This is a genomic window from Microvirga sp. 2MCAF35 (assembly GCF_052115545.1).
GTDB lineage: Bacteria > Pseudomonadota > Alphaproteobacteria > Rhizobiales > Beijerinckiaceae > Microvirga.
Genome location: NZ_JBFRGW010000039.1, coordinates 23641 through 39958 on the forward strand (window position 1 = coordinate 23641; position 16318 = coordinate 39958).

Genomic DNA, 16318 nt, shown 5'->3' on the forward strand with positions numbered 1-16318 from the left:
GCTCTCAACACCGATCGCTGTCTCCACGACGCGCCTTGGGATCTTGATGCGCGACCTGACGCCTAGCGCATCGCGTGATGCGTGAACGATGGCGGCTGCCCGGTCGCATGCGTGACGACACACGGTCGTGTGCCGCGGGGAATTTCCTTTGCCATTCATCAGCTTTGTGCGAGTGCCGCAGCATCGATGCATGCGCTCGCCTGAACCACGGGTGCCAGCAATGCGCTTCGTTCTCCGTTTCCTCGGCTTTGCCACGACCCTGACCTCACTTGTCCTGATCAGCGGCTCACTGGCCGTCGGAACCCTGCTGTGGCATCTCTCCGCCGACCTTCCCGACCACGCGGAGCTTGCGCGCTACGAGCCCGCGGTGACGACGCGCCTGCACGCGGCCGACGGCAGGATCATCGCCGAATTCGCCCGCGAGAACCGGCTATACCTTCCCCTGACTGCCATACCGCAAAGGATCGTCGCCGCCTTCCTGTCGGCGGAGGATCGGCACTTCTACGAGCACAACGGCATCGATCCAAAGGGCATCGCGCGCGCACTGCTCGCCAATCTCGCCAGCAACGAGGACCGCCCTCAGGGCGCCTCCACGATCACCCAGCAAGTCGCCAAGAACCTCCTGCTGTCGCGCGAGCAGACCTACAGCCGCAAGATCAAGGAAATCCTTCTCGCCTTCCGGATCGAGGAGGCGTTCAGCAAGGATCGGATCCTGGAGCTCTACCTCAATGAGATCTATTTCGGCATGGGCCGCTACGGCATCGCCGCGGCTGCGCTGGGTTACTTCGACAAATCCGTGCACGAGCTGACCCTGGCGGAGGCCGCCTATCTCGCGGCCCTGCCGAAAGGGCCGAACAACTACCACCCCTTCCGCCGGCCCGAGGCGGCGATGGCTCGCCGCAACTGGGTCCTGGAGCGGATGGCGGCCAATGGCTACATCGCACAGGATGAGGCCGACGAGGCCATGGAAGAGGCGTTCGTCATCGATCACCGGTCGGTGTCGCCGCACGAAACGCATGCGGGCTACTTCGCCGAGGAGGTCCGCCGCGAGCTCGCCAGCCGCTACGGCGAGGCGACACTCTACGAGGGCGGTCTGTCGGTTCGCACGACGCTCGACCCGAAGATGCAGGCAGCAGCCCGCAAGAGCCTCGTCGACGGCTTGGTCCGTTTCGACGAAGCCCGGGGCTGGCGCGGTGCCGGAGCGCGGCTCGCCTCCATTGATGGCGATTGGGGCCAGAGGCTGGCCGAACTCCCCGCGTTCGAGGACATCCACCCGTGGCAGCAGGCTGTGGTGCTTGCGGTCGACGTCAAGGGCGCCCGCATCGGCCTACGGCCGGACCGGGACGGAACCGGTGCCGTCGAAACGGGCCGCCGCACCGGACGGATCGCGAGCCAAGGCATCCGGTGGACGGGAAAGAGCCGCATGGACGATGTCCTGCGCGTCGGCGATGTCGTTCATGTCGAGCCGATCGAGAAGCTGTCCAGCAAGTATCGACTGCGGCAGATCCCTGAGATCTCCGGAGCCCTGGTCGCGCTGGAGCCGGACACCGGACGCATTCGAGCCATGGTGGGCGGCTTCTCGTTCAGCCAGAACGAGTTCAACCGTGTCACCCAGGCCTGGCGCCAGCCGGGTTCGACCTTCAAGGCCGTCGTCTACGCGGCTGCCCTGGACAGCGGCTATACGCCTTCCAGTCTCGTTCTCGATGCGCCGCTCTCCATCGAACAGGGTGCCGGCAGGGCACCGTGGTCCCCGGGCAACCACAACGGCCGCTACGACGGCCCATCCACGCTTCGCGTAGGGCTGGAGCGTTCCAAGAACGTCATGACCGTGAGGCTCGCGCGGGACGTCGGAATGCCGCTGGTGTCCGACTATGCCCGACGCCTCGGCGTCCAGGACGACCTGCCGCCGCTGCTCGCGATGGCGCTCGGGTCCGGCGAGACCACCGTCCTGCGGATGACCACCGCCTACGCGATGTTCGTCAATGGTGGCCGCTACATCCGGCCGACACTGATCGAGCGTGTCCAGGACCGCCACGGGACGACCATCTTCCGGCACGACCGGCGGGCATGCCTCGCCTGCTCAGCACCCTCCTGGCATAACCAGGGCGCTCCCAAACTGACCGAGGATACAGAGCAGGTGATCGATCCGTTGACCGCCTATCAGGTGACTTCCCTGCTGGAAGGCGTCGTCGAGCGCACGCTGCCGCGGGTGTTCTCAGGGCTCAATCGGCCGCTCGCCGGCAAGACCGGGACGACGAACGACGCCAAGGATCTGTGGTTCGTCGGCTCGACGCCGGAACTCGCCGTCGGCGTATTCCTCGGCTACGACCGCCCGCGCTCGCTGGGAAGATCCGCTTACGGCTCCAGGTACGCTGCGCCCATCGTCCGCGCGTTCCTGGAGCAGGCGCTCGCGGACAAGCCGCGAACCGCCTTTCGCGTCCCGGCCGGCATCAAGCTGATCCCGGTCGATCCCGACACGGGAATGCGCAGTGCTCCGGGAGCAGGCGCAATCCTGGAGGCGTTCAAGCCGGGCACCGAACCACCGGACGCGGCACCCCCTCCCGCCGCCGGGCAGTTCCCAGCCGAAGTTCCGGCTCGGGAGGCCTTCGCCCCGCCCGGCATCACTTATTTCCGCTGATCGGCGGGCGAAGCCATGGCCCGGCCTCCGTTCAGGATCGCGATGGCGCTTTCAGCGATAGCCGGAGGCTTGCAGCTCGAACAGTTCGGCGTAACGTCCACCCGAGGCAACGAGTTGTTCGTGCGAACCGGCCTCTACAACCTGTCCATTCTCCAGAACGAGGATACGATCCGCCATCCGCACCGTCGAGAACCGGTGCGAGATCAGAACCGCCGTCTTCTCCAGACTGAGGTCCCGGAACCGCTGGAAGACCTCGTATTCCGAGCGGGCATCGAGAGCGGCGGTCGGCTCGTCCAGGATCAGCACCTCGGCATCCCGCATGTAAGCGCGAGCGATGGCGATCTTCTGCCATTCGCCCCCGGAGAGGTCCGCCCCCTCGTTGAACCGCTTGCCAAGCGGCTGGTCATAGCCTCGGGGCAGGCGTTGGATGATGCGATCGGCGAGGCTGCGCTCCGCTGCCTGCCGGATCCGGGTGCTGTCGTCGGTGGCCTCGATTTGACCCGTCCCGATGTTCTCGCCGGCCGTGAAGTGAAAGCGCACGAAATCCTGGAAGATCACGCCGATATGGCGCCGCAGGTCGGTCAGATCGTATTCCCGCAGGTCATGGCCATCGAGAAGGATCCGCCCCTCGGTCGGATCGTAGAGGCGGGCAAGGAGCTTCACGATCGTCGTCTTGCCGGCCCCGTTCTCCCCGACCAGAGCCACGACCTCCCCGGCTTTCAGCGTGAGGCTCAGGTGACGGACCGCCCAGCTATTGGAGTCCGGATACCGGAAACCCACATTCTCGAACACGATGCCTGATCGCAGCGGCTGCGGAAACGGCCGCGGGTTCGGCGGCGATGCGATGCTCGGGCGGACATCGAAGAAGGAGAACAGATCCTCCAGGTACAGCGCCTGCCCGGCGATCTGGGAAAAACCCAGGAGCAATCCCTCGAGCAGCCCGCGCAGTCGCAGGAAGGAGCCGGACAGGAACGTCAGGTCACCGATGCTGAACTCTCCCTGGACGGTCCGCCAGACGATCAGAGTATAGGCCAGATAATAGGCGCATGACGCGAGGGCTGCGAAGAGCGTGCCCCATGCGGCCCGGCGGATCGCAAGCCACCGGTTGTCCGCATACATGCGGTCCGCGAAGCCTCTGAAACGCTCGACCAGGAAGGCATTGAGACCGAAGAGTTTGATCTCCTTCGCGGTCTCTACGCTCGAGCCGAGATACCGGATGTAATCGAGCTGGCGCCGTTCCGGCGTGCGGAAGTAGTTGAGCCGATAGCCCTGGGCGTTGAAATGCACCTCGCCGACGAAGGCCGGCAGAAGAGCAAGGATGATCAGGACAATGAGCCATGGTGCATAGGCGAGCAGTCCAGCGGCGAGCGACAGGACCGTGAGGGCGTCCTGGATCTGCCCGAAAATCTGGGTCAGGAGGGTCGTTCGCCCGGTGACCTGCCGGCGGGCGCGTTCCAGCCGGTCCTGCTGATCGCTGCTCTCGAACTGCTCGAGATCCAGCGTGGTCGCATGCTCCATCAGGCGTATGCTGGCGAAGTTGCTGTAGCGCTCGGACAGGAGACTGTCCACGAGGGTACTGGCCCGCCCCAGGAGATCGGCCAGGATGGCCAGGACCAGCTCCAGCAGGACCAGCCCGCCGAGAACATCGAGCCGGCCACTTCCGATCCAATCGCTCAGGCTCACACCGGGCGCGGGCAGCCGGCTCTGAGCCACCACCTCATCGATGATGAGCTTGCCGACGTAAAGGACCATAATGGGCAGGGCCGAGCGGGTCAGCCGCAGCCCGAAGCTTGCGATCGTGAGCCTTGGGCTGGCCTGCCAGACCAGACGAAACAGAGACGGAACATGACGCAAGGCGCCGACCCGCTCACGCAGCGGGCGGCTGGGGGGAAAAGCGGAAGCAGCCATCGCCTTAAAGATGGGAACTCAATCCCCATTCGTCGAGCTTAACCGAATACATGCTTTCGATATCCGATCACATACCGTAGAGCATCGGCCGCTACCCCGTTCGTCGCAGGCCCTGGGAAGGCGGACCGCTTCGCCCAACCTTTTGCGCGATCCTTAAGATCCAACGAGTAGAAGGCCGTTCCGGCTGAGCCTAGGCCCACATAGATCGTATCGCCAATATGAGCGGAGATCCCGTTCCTCACGGCGACAGGAAGATCGGGTCAATGCGATTCTGCCGTCGCGATGTTGACGGAGAGACCGAAGGCAAGGGCGCTGCCAGCCAACGAATTGATGAGAGTTCTTGAAGTCATGGCCCCTCCTCCGGTTTTTGTGTTGAGAGTCTTGCGAACTGTCTTCTCCCGACGAACTTGCTTCACAGATGCGAAGTCGCCCTGCAGAACTCCTGCTTGTCTTTATTCCATCCATGAACCACTGGCCGTGACGCAACGATCAATCTGTCATCCGCTCACGTCGTGGCGGATGCAGGCCTTGAAGTGTCCAGGAGAGACTTCTTCGAGCGGGGGCACCACCGCTGCACATTGCTCAGCCGCGTATGGGCAACGGGTGCGGAACACACACCCCGAAGGCGGATTGGCCGGGCTCGGGATATCACCCTTTAGGATCTGCCGAGTGCGGGTTCTGGTGGGATCCGGAGACGGAATCGCCGAGAGCAGCGCCCGCGTATAGGGATGACGCGGATCAGCATAGAGCTTCTCGCTCGGCGCGACTTCCATGATGCGCCCCAGGTACAACACGATGACCGTATCGCAGATGTATTCGACGACCGCCAAATCGTGCGAGATGAACAGCATCGTCAATCCGAGACGGATCTGCAGGTCGCGCAGCAGATTGACGATCTGAGCCTGGATCGAAACATCGAGTGCCGAAACGGGTTCATCAGCCACGATCAGCTGAGGTTCGAGCGCCAACGCTCGTGCGATCCCGATGCGCTGGCGCTGCCCGCCCGAGAACTCATGCGCGTAGCGGCCGAAGGCATCCGCCGGCAGATCGACCGCAGCAAGAGCAGCCTTCGCGCGTTGGATCCGCTCCTGGCGCGTCCCCACACGCTGGATTTCAAGCCCCTCCGTCAGGATCTGACCGATCGTCATACGAGGCGACAGGCTCGCGAATGGATCCTGAAAGATGTACTGCATGCTCTTGCGCTGCCGACGCATTTGGGCTGCTGAGAGCTTCGTGATGTCGATGCCGTTGAAGCGCACTTCGCCGGATGTCGGCTCGATCAGGCGCAGCACGGATCGCCCGACCGTGGTCTTGCCGCTGCCTGACTCTCCGACAAGGCCGACGACCTTTCCCCGTGGCACATCGAACGAGACATCCTCAAGCGCACGCACGATGGCTCCGCGGGAAAAGCCCGCTGGCTTGAAGTGCTTGGTCAGTCCTCTGACCGAGAGCAGGGGCTCTTCCATCTCTAAACCTCCTGCCATCGAATGCAGCGGCTCTTCTGGCCGTTACCGGTTTCATACAAAGGCGGAACATCGACCCGACAGGCGTCGATCGCATAGGCGCAGCGTGGCGCGAAGGAGCAACCTTTTGGCAGCTGAATGAGGCTCGGAACGGAGCCTGCAATCGTCGGCAACGGTGTACCCTGCCGCTTCAACGCGGTCGCTTCTCCAAGCTTTGGGATCGAGCGCATCAACCCGATCGTGTAGGGATGACGTGGATGGGCAAATACCTCCGCAACGGTGCCCGTCTCGACGATGCGGCCGGCATACATCACAGCCACCCGGTTGGCGATCTCCGCCACCACACCCAGGTTATGGGTGACGAACAGGATCCCCATGCCCCGCTCCGCCTGAAGCCTCTGCAGGAGATCGAGGATCTGGGCTTGGATCGTCACATCGAGCGCGGTAGTCGGCTCGTCGGCGATCAGAAGAACCGGATCGCAGGCGAGCGCCATGGCAATGGTGGCACGCTGGCGCATGCCGCCAGAGAGCTCGTGCGGATACTGCCCGGCACGCCGCTCGGGATCGGGGATGCCGACATCGGCCAGGAGTTTGATCGCAGCCGCCGCCGCATCCTTGTGGCTGCGCCTGAGATGGATACGCATGGGCTCGGCGATCTGCTCGCCGATCGTATAGACCGGGTTGAGGCTTGTCATCGGCTCCTGAAAAACCATGGCGATGTCATTGCCTCGGATCCGCCGCATACCCTCGGCATCGAGCTTGGTGAGGTCCTGCGTCGATCCCGTCTTGCCCCGAAACAGGATCGTGCCGTCGGCCACCTGCCCCACGCCTCTGGGGAGGAGCCCCATGACCGACAGGCTGGTGACGGACTTGCCCGATCCAGACTCGCCGACAAGCGCCAGGGTTTCACCTGGCGCAATCGTCAGATTCAGATCCTGTACGGCGGCAACCGGACGGCCGCCAATGCGGAACACCGTCTTCAGACCGGAGATATCCAGGATCGGGGCGACATGCATGGCTTCAGCTCGCAAGTCCGGCGGCACGGACGAATTCTTCCACCTTCGCGGCTTCCTCGGCATTGAGCGAACGCTGAGGCCGGGCCATCGTGTTGGTGGCGATGACGCCAAGCGCGCGCATCGCCGTCTTGAAGGCGCCGACCCCAGCCGAACCCGCACTGGTACGGGGAAGCGAGACCCAGACCATTTCAAAGAGGCGGCACAGGCGCTCCTGCTCCTTGCGCGCGGCTTCCCAATCTCCGGCTTGGGCATGGTCCCATAGCCGCACGTAGCCATGCGGGTCCACGTTGGCGAGGCCTGGAACCACGCCATGGGCTCCCATCTGGAGGGCGTTGTCGACGACGATCTCCGACCCGGTCATGAGAAAGACATCGGGCTTATCCATGAGATCAAGCAAACAGAACCGGAAATTGCCGTCGTCGCCGCTGGAGTCCTTCAACCCCGCGATGGTACCCTCGCGGGCCAGTGTCACGGTTGTCTTGCGTTCAAGCTTCGTGTGCACACAGACCGGAATGTCGTAGGCGATCACGGGAACATCGATCGCTTCGCGCACATAGCGGAAATGGTCGATGACCTCCGGCTGGCTGGTCCGGGTATAGAATGGCGCCGTCACGACGATGGCATCGACACCGATGGACTGCGCCGCCTTTGCATGGGCAATGACCCGCTCGGTCGTCGGGTCGATCACTCCGGCCAGGACCGGCAGACGGCCGTTCACCACTTTCACGGTATGCTCGAGAATCCGGCGCCGGGTCGCCTCGTCGTGGAAGATCACCTCGCTCGTCGAGCCGAGCACGAAGAGACCGTGCACGCCCCCCGAGATGAGATGCTCCAGAACCTTGGTATAAGAGGCATAATCGACCTCGAAATTCTGGGTCAGGGGAGTGACGACAGGAGGTACGACGCCGCGAAAAGTAGTCATGATGAGCCTTTGTTGGTCGGTTATTAAAGATCTGAGCGGGGATCGAAGGCGTCTCGCAGTCCGTCGCCGACGAAGTTGATCGCCAGCACTGTGATGACGAGCGCTACGCCCGGGAACATCCACTGCCAGACATACTGCTCGAGCACGCTGGTGGAGCGGGCGGCGTTCAGCATGTTGCCCCAGCTGGCCTCCGGAGGAGCGATGCCAAGCCCAAGGAAGGAGAGCCCCGCCTCGAGCAGGATCGCATTGGCAATCTGCAAGGTTGCGTAGACGACGAGGATGTCGATGCAATTCGGGAGACCATGTCGGAACAGCAGGTGCCCCATCCCGGCTCCCATGCCACGGGCGGCGACTACGAAGTCACGCTCCCGTAACTCGAGAAGGCGGGCGCGCACCATGCGGGACAGCACAGGCCACGACAGCAGGGAGATCACGGCAATGGTGGGCACGATGCCCGTTCCGACAATGGAGGCGAGCACAAGCAGCAGGATCACCGGCGGAAGCGTCATAGCAAGATCGACGAGGCGCATGATGGCGCCATCTGCCAAGCGGCCGCTGAACGCGGAGACAGCGCCCACGAGGAAGCCGACCACAAGCGAAACGCCGACCGATGTGACGGCGACGAGGAGTGAGATACGCCCGCCCTGCAGCAGACGCGCGAAGACGTCGCGCCCGACGCCGTCGGTCCCGAACCAATGGCTGGCGCTTGGGCCCTTGTTGAGGGCACGCAGATCGATCTGGTTGGGCGTATACGTCCACCAGAACGGGTACGTCAGAATTGATGCGAGAATGACGACAAGGATCGCAAGCCCCAGGAGAGCTGCGCGATTGGTGACGAACCGGCCGAGCGCCCGGGCTGTGGGCCCTTTGCTCGATCCTGATATCGCAAGTGCCGCGCTCATCGTCAGGCCACCTGGATGCGAGGATCGACCGCGGCGTAAGCGATGTCGGTCAGGAGATTGACCACGATGACGCAGGCGCCGATGATGAGCGTGGCTCCCATGATGACCGGGTAGTCGCGGGTGTCGACGGCGTTGATCATCAGAAGGCCCATGCCCGGCCAGTTGAAGACGCTCTCGATGAAGATCGCGCCGCCTACGGCAATGCCGATGGTCGACCCGATGAGGGTGACGACGGGCAGGAGTGCATTACGGACGGCATGTTTCATGATCACCCAGAACTCCTTGACGCCCTTTGCACGGGCGGTACGGACATAATCCTGGTTCAGAACCTCGAGGAGCGACCCGCGCATGTAGCGCATGATCAGCGCTGCATGGCCGATCGACAGGAGGCATGCAGGCAGAATGAGATGAGCCAGAAGGTCGCCGACCGAGAACGGGGCGCCAGGCGTGAGCATTCCACCGGAGGGGGCCCAGTGAAGGACCACCGAGAACAGGTAAAGTCCGAGGATCGCCGTCAGAAAGGCCGGGCTCGAGATGCCGAAGAAGGCGACGACGGAAAAGCCGACGTCAGTGGCAGAATTGCGTCTGACGGCGCTGAGGATCCCCGCTGCAATGCCGACCACGATGGCGATGGCGAGCCCGGCCGCCATGAGCAGGATCGTGGGACCGATGCGCTCAAGCACGAGAGGCAGAACCCTCACGCCATTGCGCTGGATCGAGTAACCGAGATCACCGGTGACGGCAGCCTGCAGCCATGCGAGATACTGAACCGGTAATGGCTGGTCGAGCCCGAGACGTGTCCGTAACGCCTCCATCTCCACTTGGGACATGGCAACATTGGGATTCACGTAGGCGTCGATCGGGTCACCCGGCGCCAAGCGCAGAAGGGCGAAGACGAGCATGCTCAGAGCGACGAGCATCAACATGCCGGTGGTGAGGCGCCTCAGGATATATGGCAGCATGACTATGCCCTTGTGGTTTCGGGAAGGCGGCCAAGCCGAATCCGGCCGCTCTTCCCGAGGGTCCGACGGGTGTGCTTACCTTTCGATCGACCATTTCTCCGGATGCGCGTTGTAGGGTCCGCCGGCTGGAGCCGGTACCCAGACGAAGTCCTTAAGCTTCGCCGAGGCGACGCCGTAACGGTTGGCAACCCACATGGTGGCCCACGGCAGATTTGCGTTCATGGCCTTGCACACATCCTGGTAGCGCGCATTGAGCTGCTGCGGGTTCGTCTCGGCAAGCGCAGCATCCAGTGCCTTGGTGAGATCCGGGATCTCTATGCGCAGGAAGTTTGCCCCGGCAGGCGGCTTCTGCGCTGCGTTCAAGCCGATGTTGAGGCCCGACGGATCAGGGCCGTTCTGCAGGCCGGCATAGACCAGCGGGAACTGACCGAAATCGGGATTGGCGGCGTAGATGATGCCGTTATAGGTGGGCGTGTCGACAACGCGGGGCACCACGTTGATGCCGACCTGCGCGAGCATGGCCTGCACGGCGGCCATAACGTTGGCGGCCTGGGGCGTGTTGTAGTAGGTCAGCCAAGTGATCGGCTTGCTGCCATTGATCTTGTCCCACCCGGCTTCGGCCAACAGGGCCTTGGCCTTGGAAGGGTCGTAAGCGTACGGGTTCAATCCCTCAGGGACGAGCTGTTTCGCGACATAGCCGCAATTGGCGATGGTCGCGGCTCCACCGTAAAGACTGTCGATGATCGCCTGCCGATCGATGGCGTGCATCACAGCCTGGCGCACACGCACATCCTTCCAGAGCGGAACCTGCTGGTTGAAGCCGAGATAATTGGCGACGAAGGATTGCCCTTCGATGACGTTGAATCCCTTGTTGTCCTTGAATGCCGCAACATCATCGGGCTCGACATAGGTGAACTGGATTTCGCCCGCGCGCAGGGCCGCCACGGCTGCAGCCGTGTTCTTGAAGTAGCGGTTGATCACCCGGTCCACCTTCGGGCGACCGAGGCGATAATCGTCGTCGGCCACCAGCTCGACGTACTGGTCGGTGACGTACTGCTTGAACTTGAAAGGTCCCGTTCCGATCGGCTTGCTCGCCCACCACGTGCTGGTCGCCAGTTCCTTCGGCGTCGTGCCGGCAAGTGCATGCTCGGGCAGGATCATCAGCTTCGTCAACGTCGCCAGGAGGCCCGCATCCGGACGGGAAAGCTTGATGATCGCCGTTTGTTCATCAGGCGTTTCGACAGAGGAAATAGCATTGAGGCGGGCAGCGAAGACCGTTCCGGTTTCGCCGTTCTTGGCAAGCTCTACCGTGAACTTCACATCCTTGGACGTGAAGGGCTTGCCGTCGTGCCAGGTCTCCTTGGCGAGCTTGAAGGTGTACTCGGTCTTGTCGGCATTGATGGCATATTCGGTCGCGAGAGCACCTTCGATCGCCGCCAGATCGGCTGTGTAATTGACCAGCGGTTCGAAGTACACGTTGAGCCAGGTGAACCCGCCCGTCGCCGCCAGCGGGTTGAAGTTGCCCTGGAACCCGCCCGGGCCAACGTCAAAGCCGCCGGTAATGGTCTTCGGTTCCTGAGCCGCCACAGAGGTCGTCAGAGCCGTGGCTCCGAGAAGCGCTGCGATGGAGATGGTTCGTGTCAAAGCTTTCAGCTGCATCATTTCCTCCCTTTAGCCGTTGGTCGATCTTTTGTTGTTGGCAATCACTTCGAGAATGCCCTCGTAGTGTTTGTCGAGCCTCTCTCGGGCTCGTTCGACATCGCGTGCCGCAACCGCCTCGACGATCTCATGGTGGTCGCGCCATGTGGAGAGCGGGTCGGAATTGGCCAGGTTGGCGAAGTTGGATGCCTTGTAGAAGGCTCTCCAGAAGACCTCGATCAGGCCGGTGAGCATTCGATTGTTCTGGCAGCGGAACAGCAGGCGGTGGAACTGCTCATCCTCTTCTGCGAAGCTCTCGTTGCGCTCAGCTCGCTGACGCATGCGCTCCGTGACCTGACGCAAGGCAGCAAGATCCTCCTCGCCGATCATCTCCACGGTCTTGTGGATGAGCCCGGTCTCGAGAACGCGACGCAGGTCGCGAAGCTCTTCGACATCCCGCAAGGCGTCACCAAGCCCATAGGCCAAATTGTCCAGGAGCGGCTGGAACGAGAATTCCTTCACGAAGACGCCGATGCCGCGGCGGGTCTCCAGAACACCGACTGACTCGAGCGCCTTGATGGCTTCCCGGACGGAGTTGCGGCTGACGCCGAGCTGCTGGGCGAAAAAGGATTCGGGCGGCAGCGCGTCACCAGCCTTGAGCTGGTTGTCCTCGATATAGCCGCGCAAGCTCTCCTGCACTGTCACGTGCAGGGAAGGAGGCTTGGTCAAAGGCTTAATGCCTCTCAGGCCGGACATGCTTCACTCCTGTTGGCTGACCGCGGGCGTATCCTACCGAAACGCATTATCCAGCTTGATCCATATCAGCTTGTAGGATATCCAGCAAGTGGATTGCTGGATAGGTTCGTCAGATGAGAGTTTGTCTCCTGGGGGTGGGCCATTGGCACGCCGCGATGCATCTGGATGCGGTGAGGACGTGCGGCGGCGAAATCGTGGCCGTTTGGAATCAGGACTCCGAAGCTGCGATAGGCTTTGCCGCCACTCACGGACTTTTCGCCTGCCGAAGCCTGAGCGAGGCTCTGGCGTCGAAAGTCGATCTGGTGGTTGTCATGGGCTCCCCGCGCGAGGTCCCGAGTCTCGCCATGCAGGTCGTGGAGGCCGATCTTCCGATGATCCTGGAGAAGCCCGCAGCCCGCACGGCCGGGGAGCTGATGCGAGTGGTCGAGGCTGCCCGGGACCGCGACCACTTCGTGGGGGTCCCTCTTCCCAACCGCTTCGGACCCATCTTCAGAGCAATGGCCGAGCTTGATGCGATGGGCCGCCTTGGCGAACTCGCCCATTGCCATTTCCGGATCGTGAATGGTCCGCCGCAACGCTATCGCGACGATGGAGTCGAGTGGATGCTCGATGCAGCGATCAGCGGCGGCGGAGCGCTGCGCAACCTCGGCATTCATGGCATTGACGCAGCCCTCTCGCTCGCCCAGGGAACCCTGCGCGTCGTCTCAGCCTCAATCGGCAATCGTATCCATGACGAGCGGGTCGAGGATCACGCTCATGTAACCCTGCGCGACGAAGCCGGAACGCTCTTTACGGTCGAGGCAGGCTACACCTTTGCGTCGATGGCTCCAGGCGGAGACTTCGAGTGGCGGGTCGCCACCGGCAACGCCTATCTGATCGACCGCGGCGAGGCGGCACAGTGCACAACCCTGGACGACGCGAAAAGCCGCATGCTCGCTCCCGAGCATCCCAGCACACGCTACCGCTTGTTCATGGCCGACACGTTCGACAGGCTGCGCTCAGGAGAGAAGCCGGCAGTCGGCATCGAGGATTACTTGGCGGCGATGCAGGTCATCGATACCGCATACGAGAAGGCAAACTCATGATCGGTGTAGGGATTATCGGAGCCGGCCACTTCGGAGCGGTGCATGCCCGCGCGATGGCGGTGGTCGACGAGGTCAGACTTGTCGCGTCCTGCCGGGAGGATGTCGGCGCTGCAGCGGCTTTCGCCGCTGAACATGGCGGCAGGAGTTACGGCGACTGGCGTGCCTTGCTGGATGATTCATCGGTCGATGCCGTTCTGATTGCCACGCCGCACCACCTGCACGAAAAAATTGCCATTGAAGCCGCGCGGGCAGGCAAGCATATCCTGCTGGAGAAGCCCATGGCGCCCGACGTTGCTGCGTGCGATGCCGTGCTCGCGACTGCAGATGCGAACCGTGTCAAGCTCATGATCGGGCACGTGATGCACTTCGCCCTGCCCTGCCTCAAGGCCAAGGAAATTCTCGACTCGGGCGTACTTGGAGCTCCGGTTCTGGGCTCAAGCTGGATGATCAAGCTTTGGATGGAGAGCAACCGGCGCCGCTGGCATCTGGACCATGCTTCAGGAGGCGGAATGCTGATGACGGCGGGCATCCACGCGCTCGACCGGCTGATCTGGCTCATGGGACAGCCGGTCGTCGGGGTGACTGCAATGACCGGGACCTACTTCCACGATCAGGAGGCCGATGATGCCGCCCTGATCGGCCTGCGCTTTGCGAATGGCGGGATCGGTCAGGTCGCCAGCGTCGGCTACCGCGACGGTGCGGTGACCTTCGCCATGGATCTCATATGCGAAAAGGGAACGATCCGGATCGACTTCGGTCACGGGGTCGCTACGGGTCAAGGTGGAGTTTGGACGCCGGTCCCAGGATCCATCGAGCCGAACTGGATGGATGCAGCCGTGACGCGCGAGTGGCGGGCTCTCGCAGCAAGCATCATGAACGATACGCCTTCGCCGGTCAGTGGCGCCTATGGGCGCCATGTCATAGCCTGCGTCGAGGCCGCTCACCAGGCCAATGCCGGCCGATGCGAGATCCCGCTTCCCGATGCGCCCATCGACAGCCCGCTATACGATCATGTCAAACAAGCTCGGAATTGGCCATGACTTCGCAGCTTTCAGCCGGCGCCCTCGCAGATCGTTTACGGGGTGGCCTCGTCGTCTCGTGCCAGCCTGTTCCGGGCGGGCCTTTCGATAATCCGGCCTCGGTCGTACACTTCGCACTCGCGGCTCAAAATGCTGGCGCCAGAGCCCTTCGAATCGAAGGCATCGCCAACATTGCTGCGGTCGCCGCTGCCTGCTCGCCCCCGATCATCGGCCTCGTGAAACGCGACCTCGCGGATACTCCCATCCGCATCACCCCCTGGATCGAGGACATTGCCGCACTCGCCGAAGCCGGGGCGGCGATCATCGCCTTCGATGCCACGGACCGCCCGAGGCCCGCATCGATCAGGACCTTGATCGAGAGCGTGCATGCCCAGGGCTGCATCGCGATGGCTGACATCGCGACGATGGCCGAGGCAAGGAACGCAAGCGCGCTTGGTGCAGACATTATCGGCACCACCATGTCCGGCTATTGCGACCCGGGACCGCCTCCACGCACGCCTGATATCGAGCTGGTGAGAGAGGTTCGTGAGCTCGGCAAGCCCACTCTCGCCGAAGGCCGCTACAACGAGCCTCGCCTTGCGGCCGCCGCCATACGCGCCGGAGCCGTCGCGGTTGTCGTCGGCTCTGCCATCACTCGTCCCGAACACATCACGCAATGGTTCGTGGATGCAATTGCGGCGGAAGCGGCGTCACAGAAGCCGATTCTCGCAATCGATATCGGCGGCACCAAGACGGCGATCGCGCTTGTTCAAAGCAATCGTATCATCGAGCGGCGACAGGTTCCCACGAAGGCAGGGAGCGGAGCCGAGATGTGGCTGCAGGCGGCCGCCGATGTCGCGCAGGATTGGCGCGGCCGATATCACGGCGTCGCTGTCGCCGTGACCGGCCTGGTTCGGAACGGCTTGTGGACGGCAGTCAATCCGGCGACCTTGCCCGTACCGGCAGACTTCCCGCTCGTATCGCGCCTGGAGGATCATTTCGGCGGTCCTGTACTCGCCCTGAATGACGCCCAGGCTGCGGCCTGGGGCGAGTATCGCTTCGGTGCCGGCCAGGGCCGCGATCTTCTCTTCCTGACCATCTCGAGTGGGATCGGTGGCGGGGCGGTCGTCGGCGGGCAGCTCCTGCGTGGAGCGGGTGGTCTTGCCGGGCATGTGGGCCAGATCCCGGTGCCGGCTCCAGCGGGTCCCAGTCACCGCCTGGAGGATTTGGCGTCCGGCTTCGCCATCGCGGCCGCAGCCCGTGCTGCCGGCCATGAGGGCGATGCCAAAGCGGTTTTCGCCGCCATGGCGGCGGGTGAGATTTGGGCCGAGCGAATCGTCGCGGCGGCAGTGGACCACCTCGCCCTGGCTCTCCCGGGCCTGCAGGCTCTTCTCGATCCGCAGGTCATGGTGATCGGCGGCGGCGTGGGACTGGCGACAGGCTTCCTGCCCCGTCTCGAGGTCGCTCTTTCGCGGTTTCCTTCCGCTCTCAGGCCGTCCCTGGCAATGGCTAGCCTTGGTGCGGACGCCGGCCTCTTAGGTGCATCCGATCTCCTCAACAGGCAGATCACTTGCGAAGACCATGAGGCCGATGCGACCCTCGACATCGGAGGAACCGCCAATGTGCAGTGACCTTGTGTCTGTGACGACCCAACGACTGAGGAACGACATGTCAGAGCGAACGTACGTCGAGACAAGCATGCTTCGCGAGGCGTGTGAGGCGCCTGAGGTTGTGGCGCGTCTGCTTGCGCGCAACGCGCCCCTGTGCCGCGATCTCGGGGCGCGCCTGCGCGCCGCGCCGCCGCCGTTTGCCGTCACCTGCGCGCGCGGCAGCTCGGACAACGCCGCCACCTTCGTCAAATACCTGCTCGAAATCCAGTCCGGCCTCGTCACCGCCTCGGTCGGCCCCTCCGTCACCTCCGTCTACGACGCCCGCCCGCGCATGCGCGACGCCCTGTTCCTCGCCGTGTCGCAATCCGGCCGCAGCCCCGACATCCTCAACCTCGCCCG

Annotated in this window: 13 protein-coding genes and 1 pseudogene; 5 read left to right on the plus strand and 9 right to left on the minus strand. The window is 63.3% G+C overall.

Features of this window, described 5'->3' with window-relative positions; all coding sequences use genetic code 11:
* The first annotated feature begins 220 nt into the window (after positions 1 to 220).
* Positions 221 to 2638: a penicillin-binding protein 1A gene (locus AB4097_RS17400; RefSeq protein WP_442041824.1), complete on the plus strand. Its 2418-nt coding sequence runs from the start codon at positions 221 to 223 to the stop codon at positions 2636 to 2638.
* A 51-nt stretch (positions 2639 to 2689) separates the two neighbouring features.
* Here the strand turns inward: AB4097_RS17400 and AB4097_RS17405 are convergent, their stop codons facing one another.
* The 9 genes and pseudogenes from AB4097_RS17405 to AB4097_RS17445 all read right to left on the minus strand — a co-directional run bounded on the left by AB4097_RS17405 (position 2690) and on the right by AB4097_RS17445 (position 12205).
* A complete protein-coding gene (locus AB4097_RS17405; protein WP_442041826.1) occupies positions 2690 to 4546 on the minus strand; it encodes an ABC transporter ATP-binding protein in 1857 nt (618 codons plus the stop codon).
* 80 nt (positions 4547 to 4626) lie between these two features.
* Positions 4627 to 4806 (minus strand): annotated as a pseudogene (locus tag AB4097_RS17410) (N-acetylneuraminate epimerase); the annotation flags it as partial.
* A 237-nt stretch (positions 4807 to 5043) separates the two neighbouring features.
* Positions 5044 to 6012 carry an ABC transporter ATP-binding protein gene (locus AB4097_RS17415; protein ID WP_442041828.1) on the minus strand — a complete coding sequence of 323 codons (969 nt, stop codon included), beginning with the start codon at positions 6010 to 6012 and terminating at the stop codon, positions 5044 to 5046.
* 2 nt (positions 6013 to 6014) lie between these two features.
* Positions 6015 to 7025: an ABC transporter ATP-binding protein gene (locus tag AB4097_RS17420; RefSeq protein WP_442041830.1), complete on the minus strand. Its 1011-nt coding sequence runs from the start codon at positions 7023 to 7025 to the stop codon at positions 6015 to 6017.
* A 4-nt stretch (positions 7026 to 7029) separates the two neighbouring features.
* Positions 7030 to 7947 (minus strand): dihydrodipicolinate synthase family protein, encoded by a 918-nt coding sequence (locus tag AB4097_RS17425; protein ID WP_442041832.1) that lies wholly within the window; start codon positions 7945 to 7947, stop codon positions 7030 to 7032.
* A 23-nt stretch (positions 7948 to 7970) separates the two neighbouring features.
* The gene (locus tag AB4097_RS17430) at positions 7971 to 8849 is read right to left on the minus strand and encodes an ABC transporter permease (RefSeq protein ID WP_442041834.1); all 879 of its coding nucleotides are present in this window, start codon (positions 8847 to 8849) and stop codon (positions 7971 to 7973) included.
* Between the two features lie 2 nt (positions 8850 to 8851).
* On the minus strand, positions 8852 to 9811 hold the full coding sequence (locus AB4097_RS17435; RefSeq protein WP_442041836.1) for an ABC transporter permease: 960 nt from the start codon (positions 9809 to 9811) through the stop codon (positions 8852 to 8854).
* 75 nt (positions 9812 to 9886) lie between these two features.
* Positions 9887 to 11470: an ABC transporter substrate-binding protein gene (locus AB4097_RS17440; RefSeq protein ID WP_442041838.1), complete on the minus strand. Its 1584-nt coding sequence runs from the start codon at positions 11468 to 11470 to the stop codon at positions 9887 to 9889.
* Between the two features lie 12 nt (positions 11471 to 11482).
* Positions 11483 to 12205 (minus strand): FadR/GntR family transcriptional regulator, encoded by a 723-nt coding sequence (locus AB4097_RS17445; protein WP_442041840.1) that lies wholly within the window; start codon positions 12203 to 12205, stop codon positions 11483 to 11485.
* A 113-nt stretch (positions 12206 to 12318) separates the two neighbouring features.
* Between AB4097_RS17445 and AB4097_RS17450 the strand changes: the two genes are divergently transcribed.
* The 4 genes from AB4097_RS17450 to AB4097_RS17465 form a co-directional block, all read left to right on the plus strand.
* Entirely contained in the window at positions 12319 to 13290 is a 972-nt protein-coding gene (locus AB4097_RS17450; RefSeq protein WP_442041842.1) for a Gfo/Idh/MocA family protein, read from the plus strand.
* Positions 13287 to 14330: a Gfo/Idh/MocA family protein gene (locus AB4097_RS17455; protein ID WP_442041844.1), complete on the plus strand. Its 1044-nt coding sequence runs from the start codon at positions 13287 to 13289 to the stop codon at positions 14328 to 14330. The genes AB4097_RS17450 and AB4097_RS17455 overlap by 4 nt, the downstream gene beginning before the upstream one ends.
* On the plus strand, positions 14327 to 15940 hold the full coding sequence (locus AB4097_RS17460) for a putative N-acetylmannosamine-6-phosphate 2-epimerase (RefSeq protein ID WP_442041846.1): 1614 nt from the start codon (positions 14327 to 14329) through the stop codon (positions 15938 to 15940). Before AB4097_RS17455 ends, AB4097_RS17460 begins: the two co-directional genes overlap by 4 nt.
* Positions 15941 to 15977: 37 nt before the next feature.
* The coding region (locus tag AB4097_RS17465) for an SIS domain-containing protein (RefSeq protein ID WP_442041848.1) at positions 15978 to 16318 on the plus strand (341 nt) is incomplete at its 3' end.

Excerpts from the sequence above, each read along its gene's own strand:
- AB4097_RS17400 (WP_442041824.1), top strand. The coding sequence starts at position 221 with ATGCGCTTCGTTCTCCGTTTCCTCGGCTTTGCCACGACCCTGACCTCA.
- AB4097_RS17405 (WP_442041826.1), bottom strand. The coding sequence starts at position 4,546 with ATGGCTGCTTCCGCTTTTCCCCCCAGCCGCCCGCTGCGTGAGCGGGTC.
- AB4097_RS17415 (WP_442041828.1), bottom strand. The coding sequence starts at position 6,012 with ATGGAAGAGCCCCTGCTCTCGGTCAGAGGACTGACCAAGCACTTCAAG.
- AB4097_RS17420 (WP_442041830.1), bottom strand. The coding sequence starts at position 7,025 with ATGCATGTCGCCCCGATCCTGGATATCTCCGGTCTGAAGACGGTGTTC.
- AB4097_RS17425 (WP_442041832.1), bottom strand. The coding sequence starts at position 7,947 with ATGACTACTTTTCGCGGCGTCGTACCTCCTGTCGTCACTCCCCTGACC.
- AB4097_RS17430 (WP_442041834.1), bottom strand. The coding sequence starts at position 8,849 with ATGAGCGCGGCACTTGCGATATCAGGATCGAGCAAAGGGCCCACAGCC.
- AB4097_RS17435 (WP_442041836.1), bottom strand. The coding sequence starts at position 9,811 with ATGCTGCCATATATCCTGAGGCGCCTCACCACCGGCATGTTGATGCTC.
- AB4097_RS17440 (WP_442041838.1), bottom strand. The coding sequence starts at position 11,470 with ATGCAGCTGAAAGCTTTGACACGAACCATCTCCATCGCAGCGCTTCTC.
- AB4097_RS17445 (WP_442041840.1), bottom strand. The coding sequence starts at position 12,205 with ATGTCCGGCCTGAGAGGCATTAAGCCTTTGACCAAGCCTCCTTCCCTG.
- AB4097_RS17450 (WP_442041842.1), top strand. The coding sequence starts at position 12,319 with ATGAGAGTTTGTCTCCTGGGGGTGGGCCATTGGCACGCCGCGATGCAT.
- AB4097_RS17455 (WP_442041844.1), top strand. The coding sequence starts at position 13,287 with ATGATCGGTGTAGGGATTATCGGAGCCGGCCACTTCGGAGCGGTGCAT.
- AB4097_RS17460 (WP_442041846.1), top strand. The coding sequence starts at position 14,327 with ATGACTTCGCAGCTTTCAGCCGGCGCCCTCGCAGATCGTTTACGGGGT.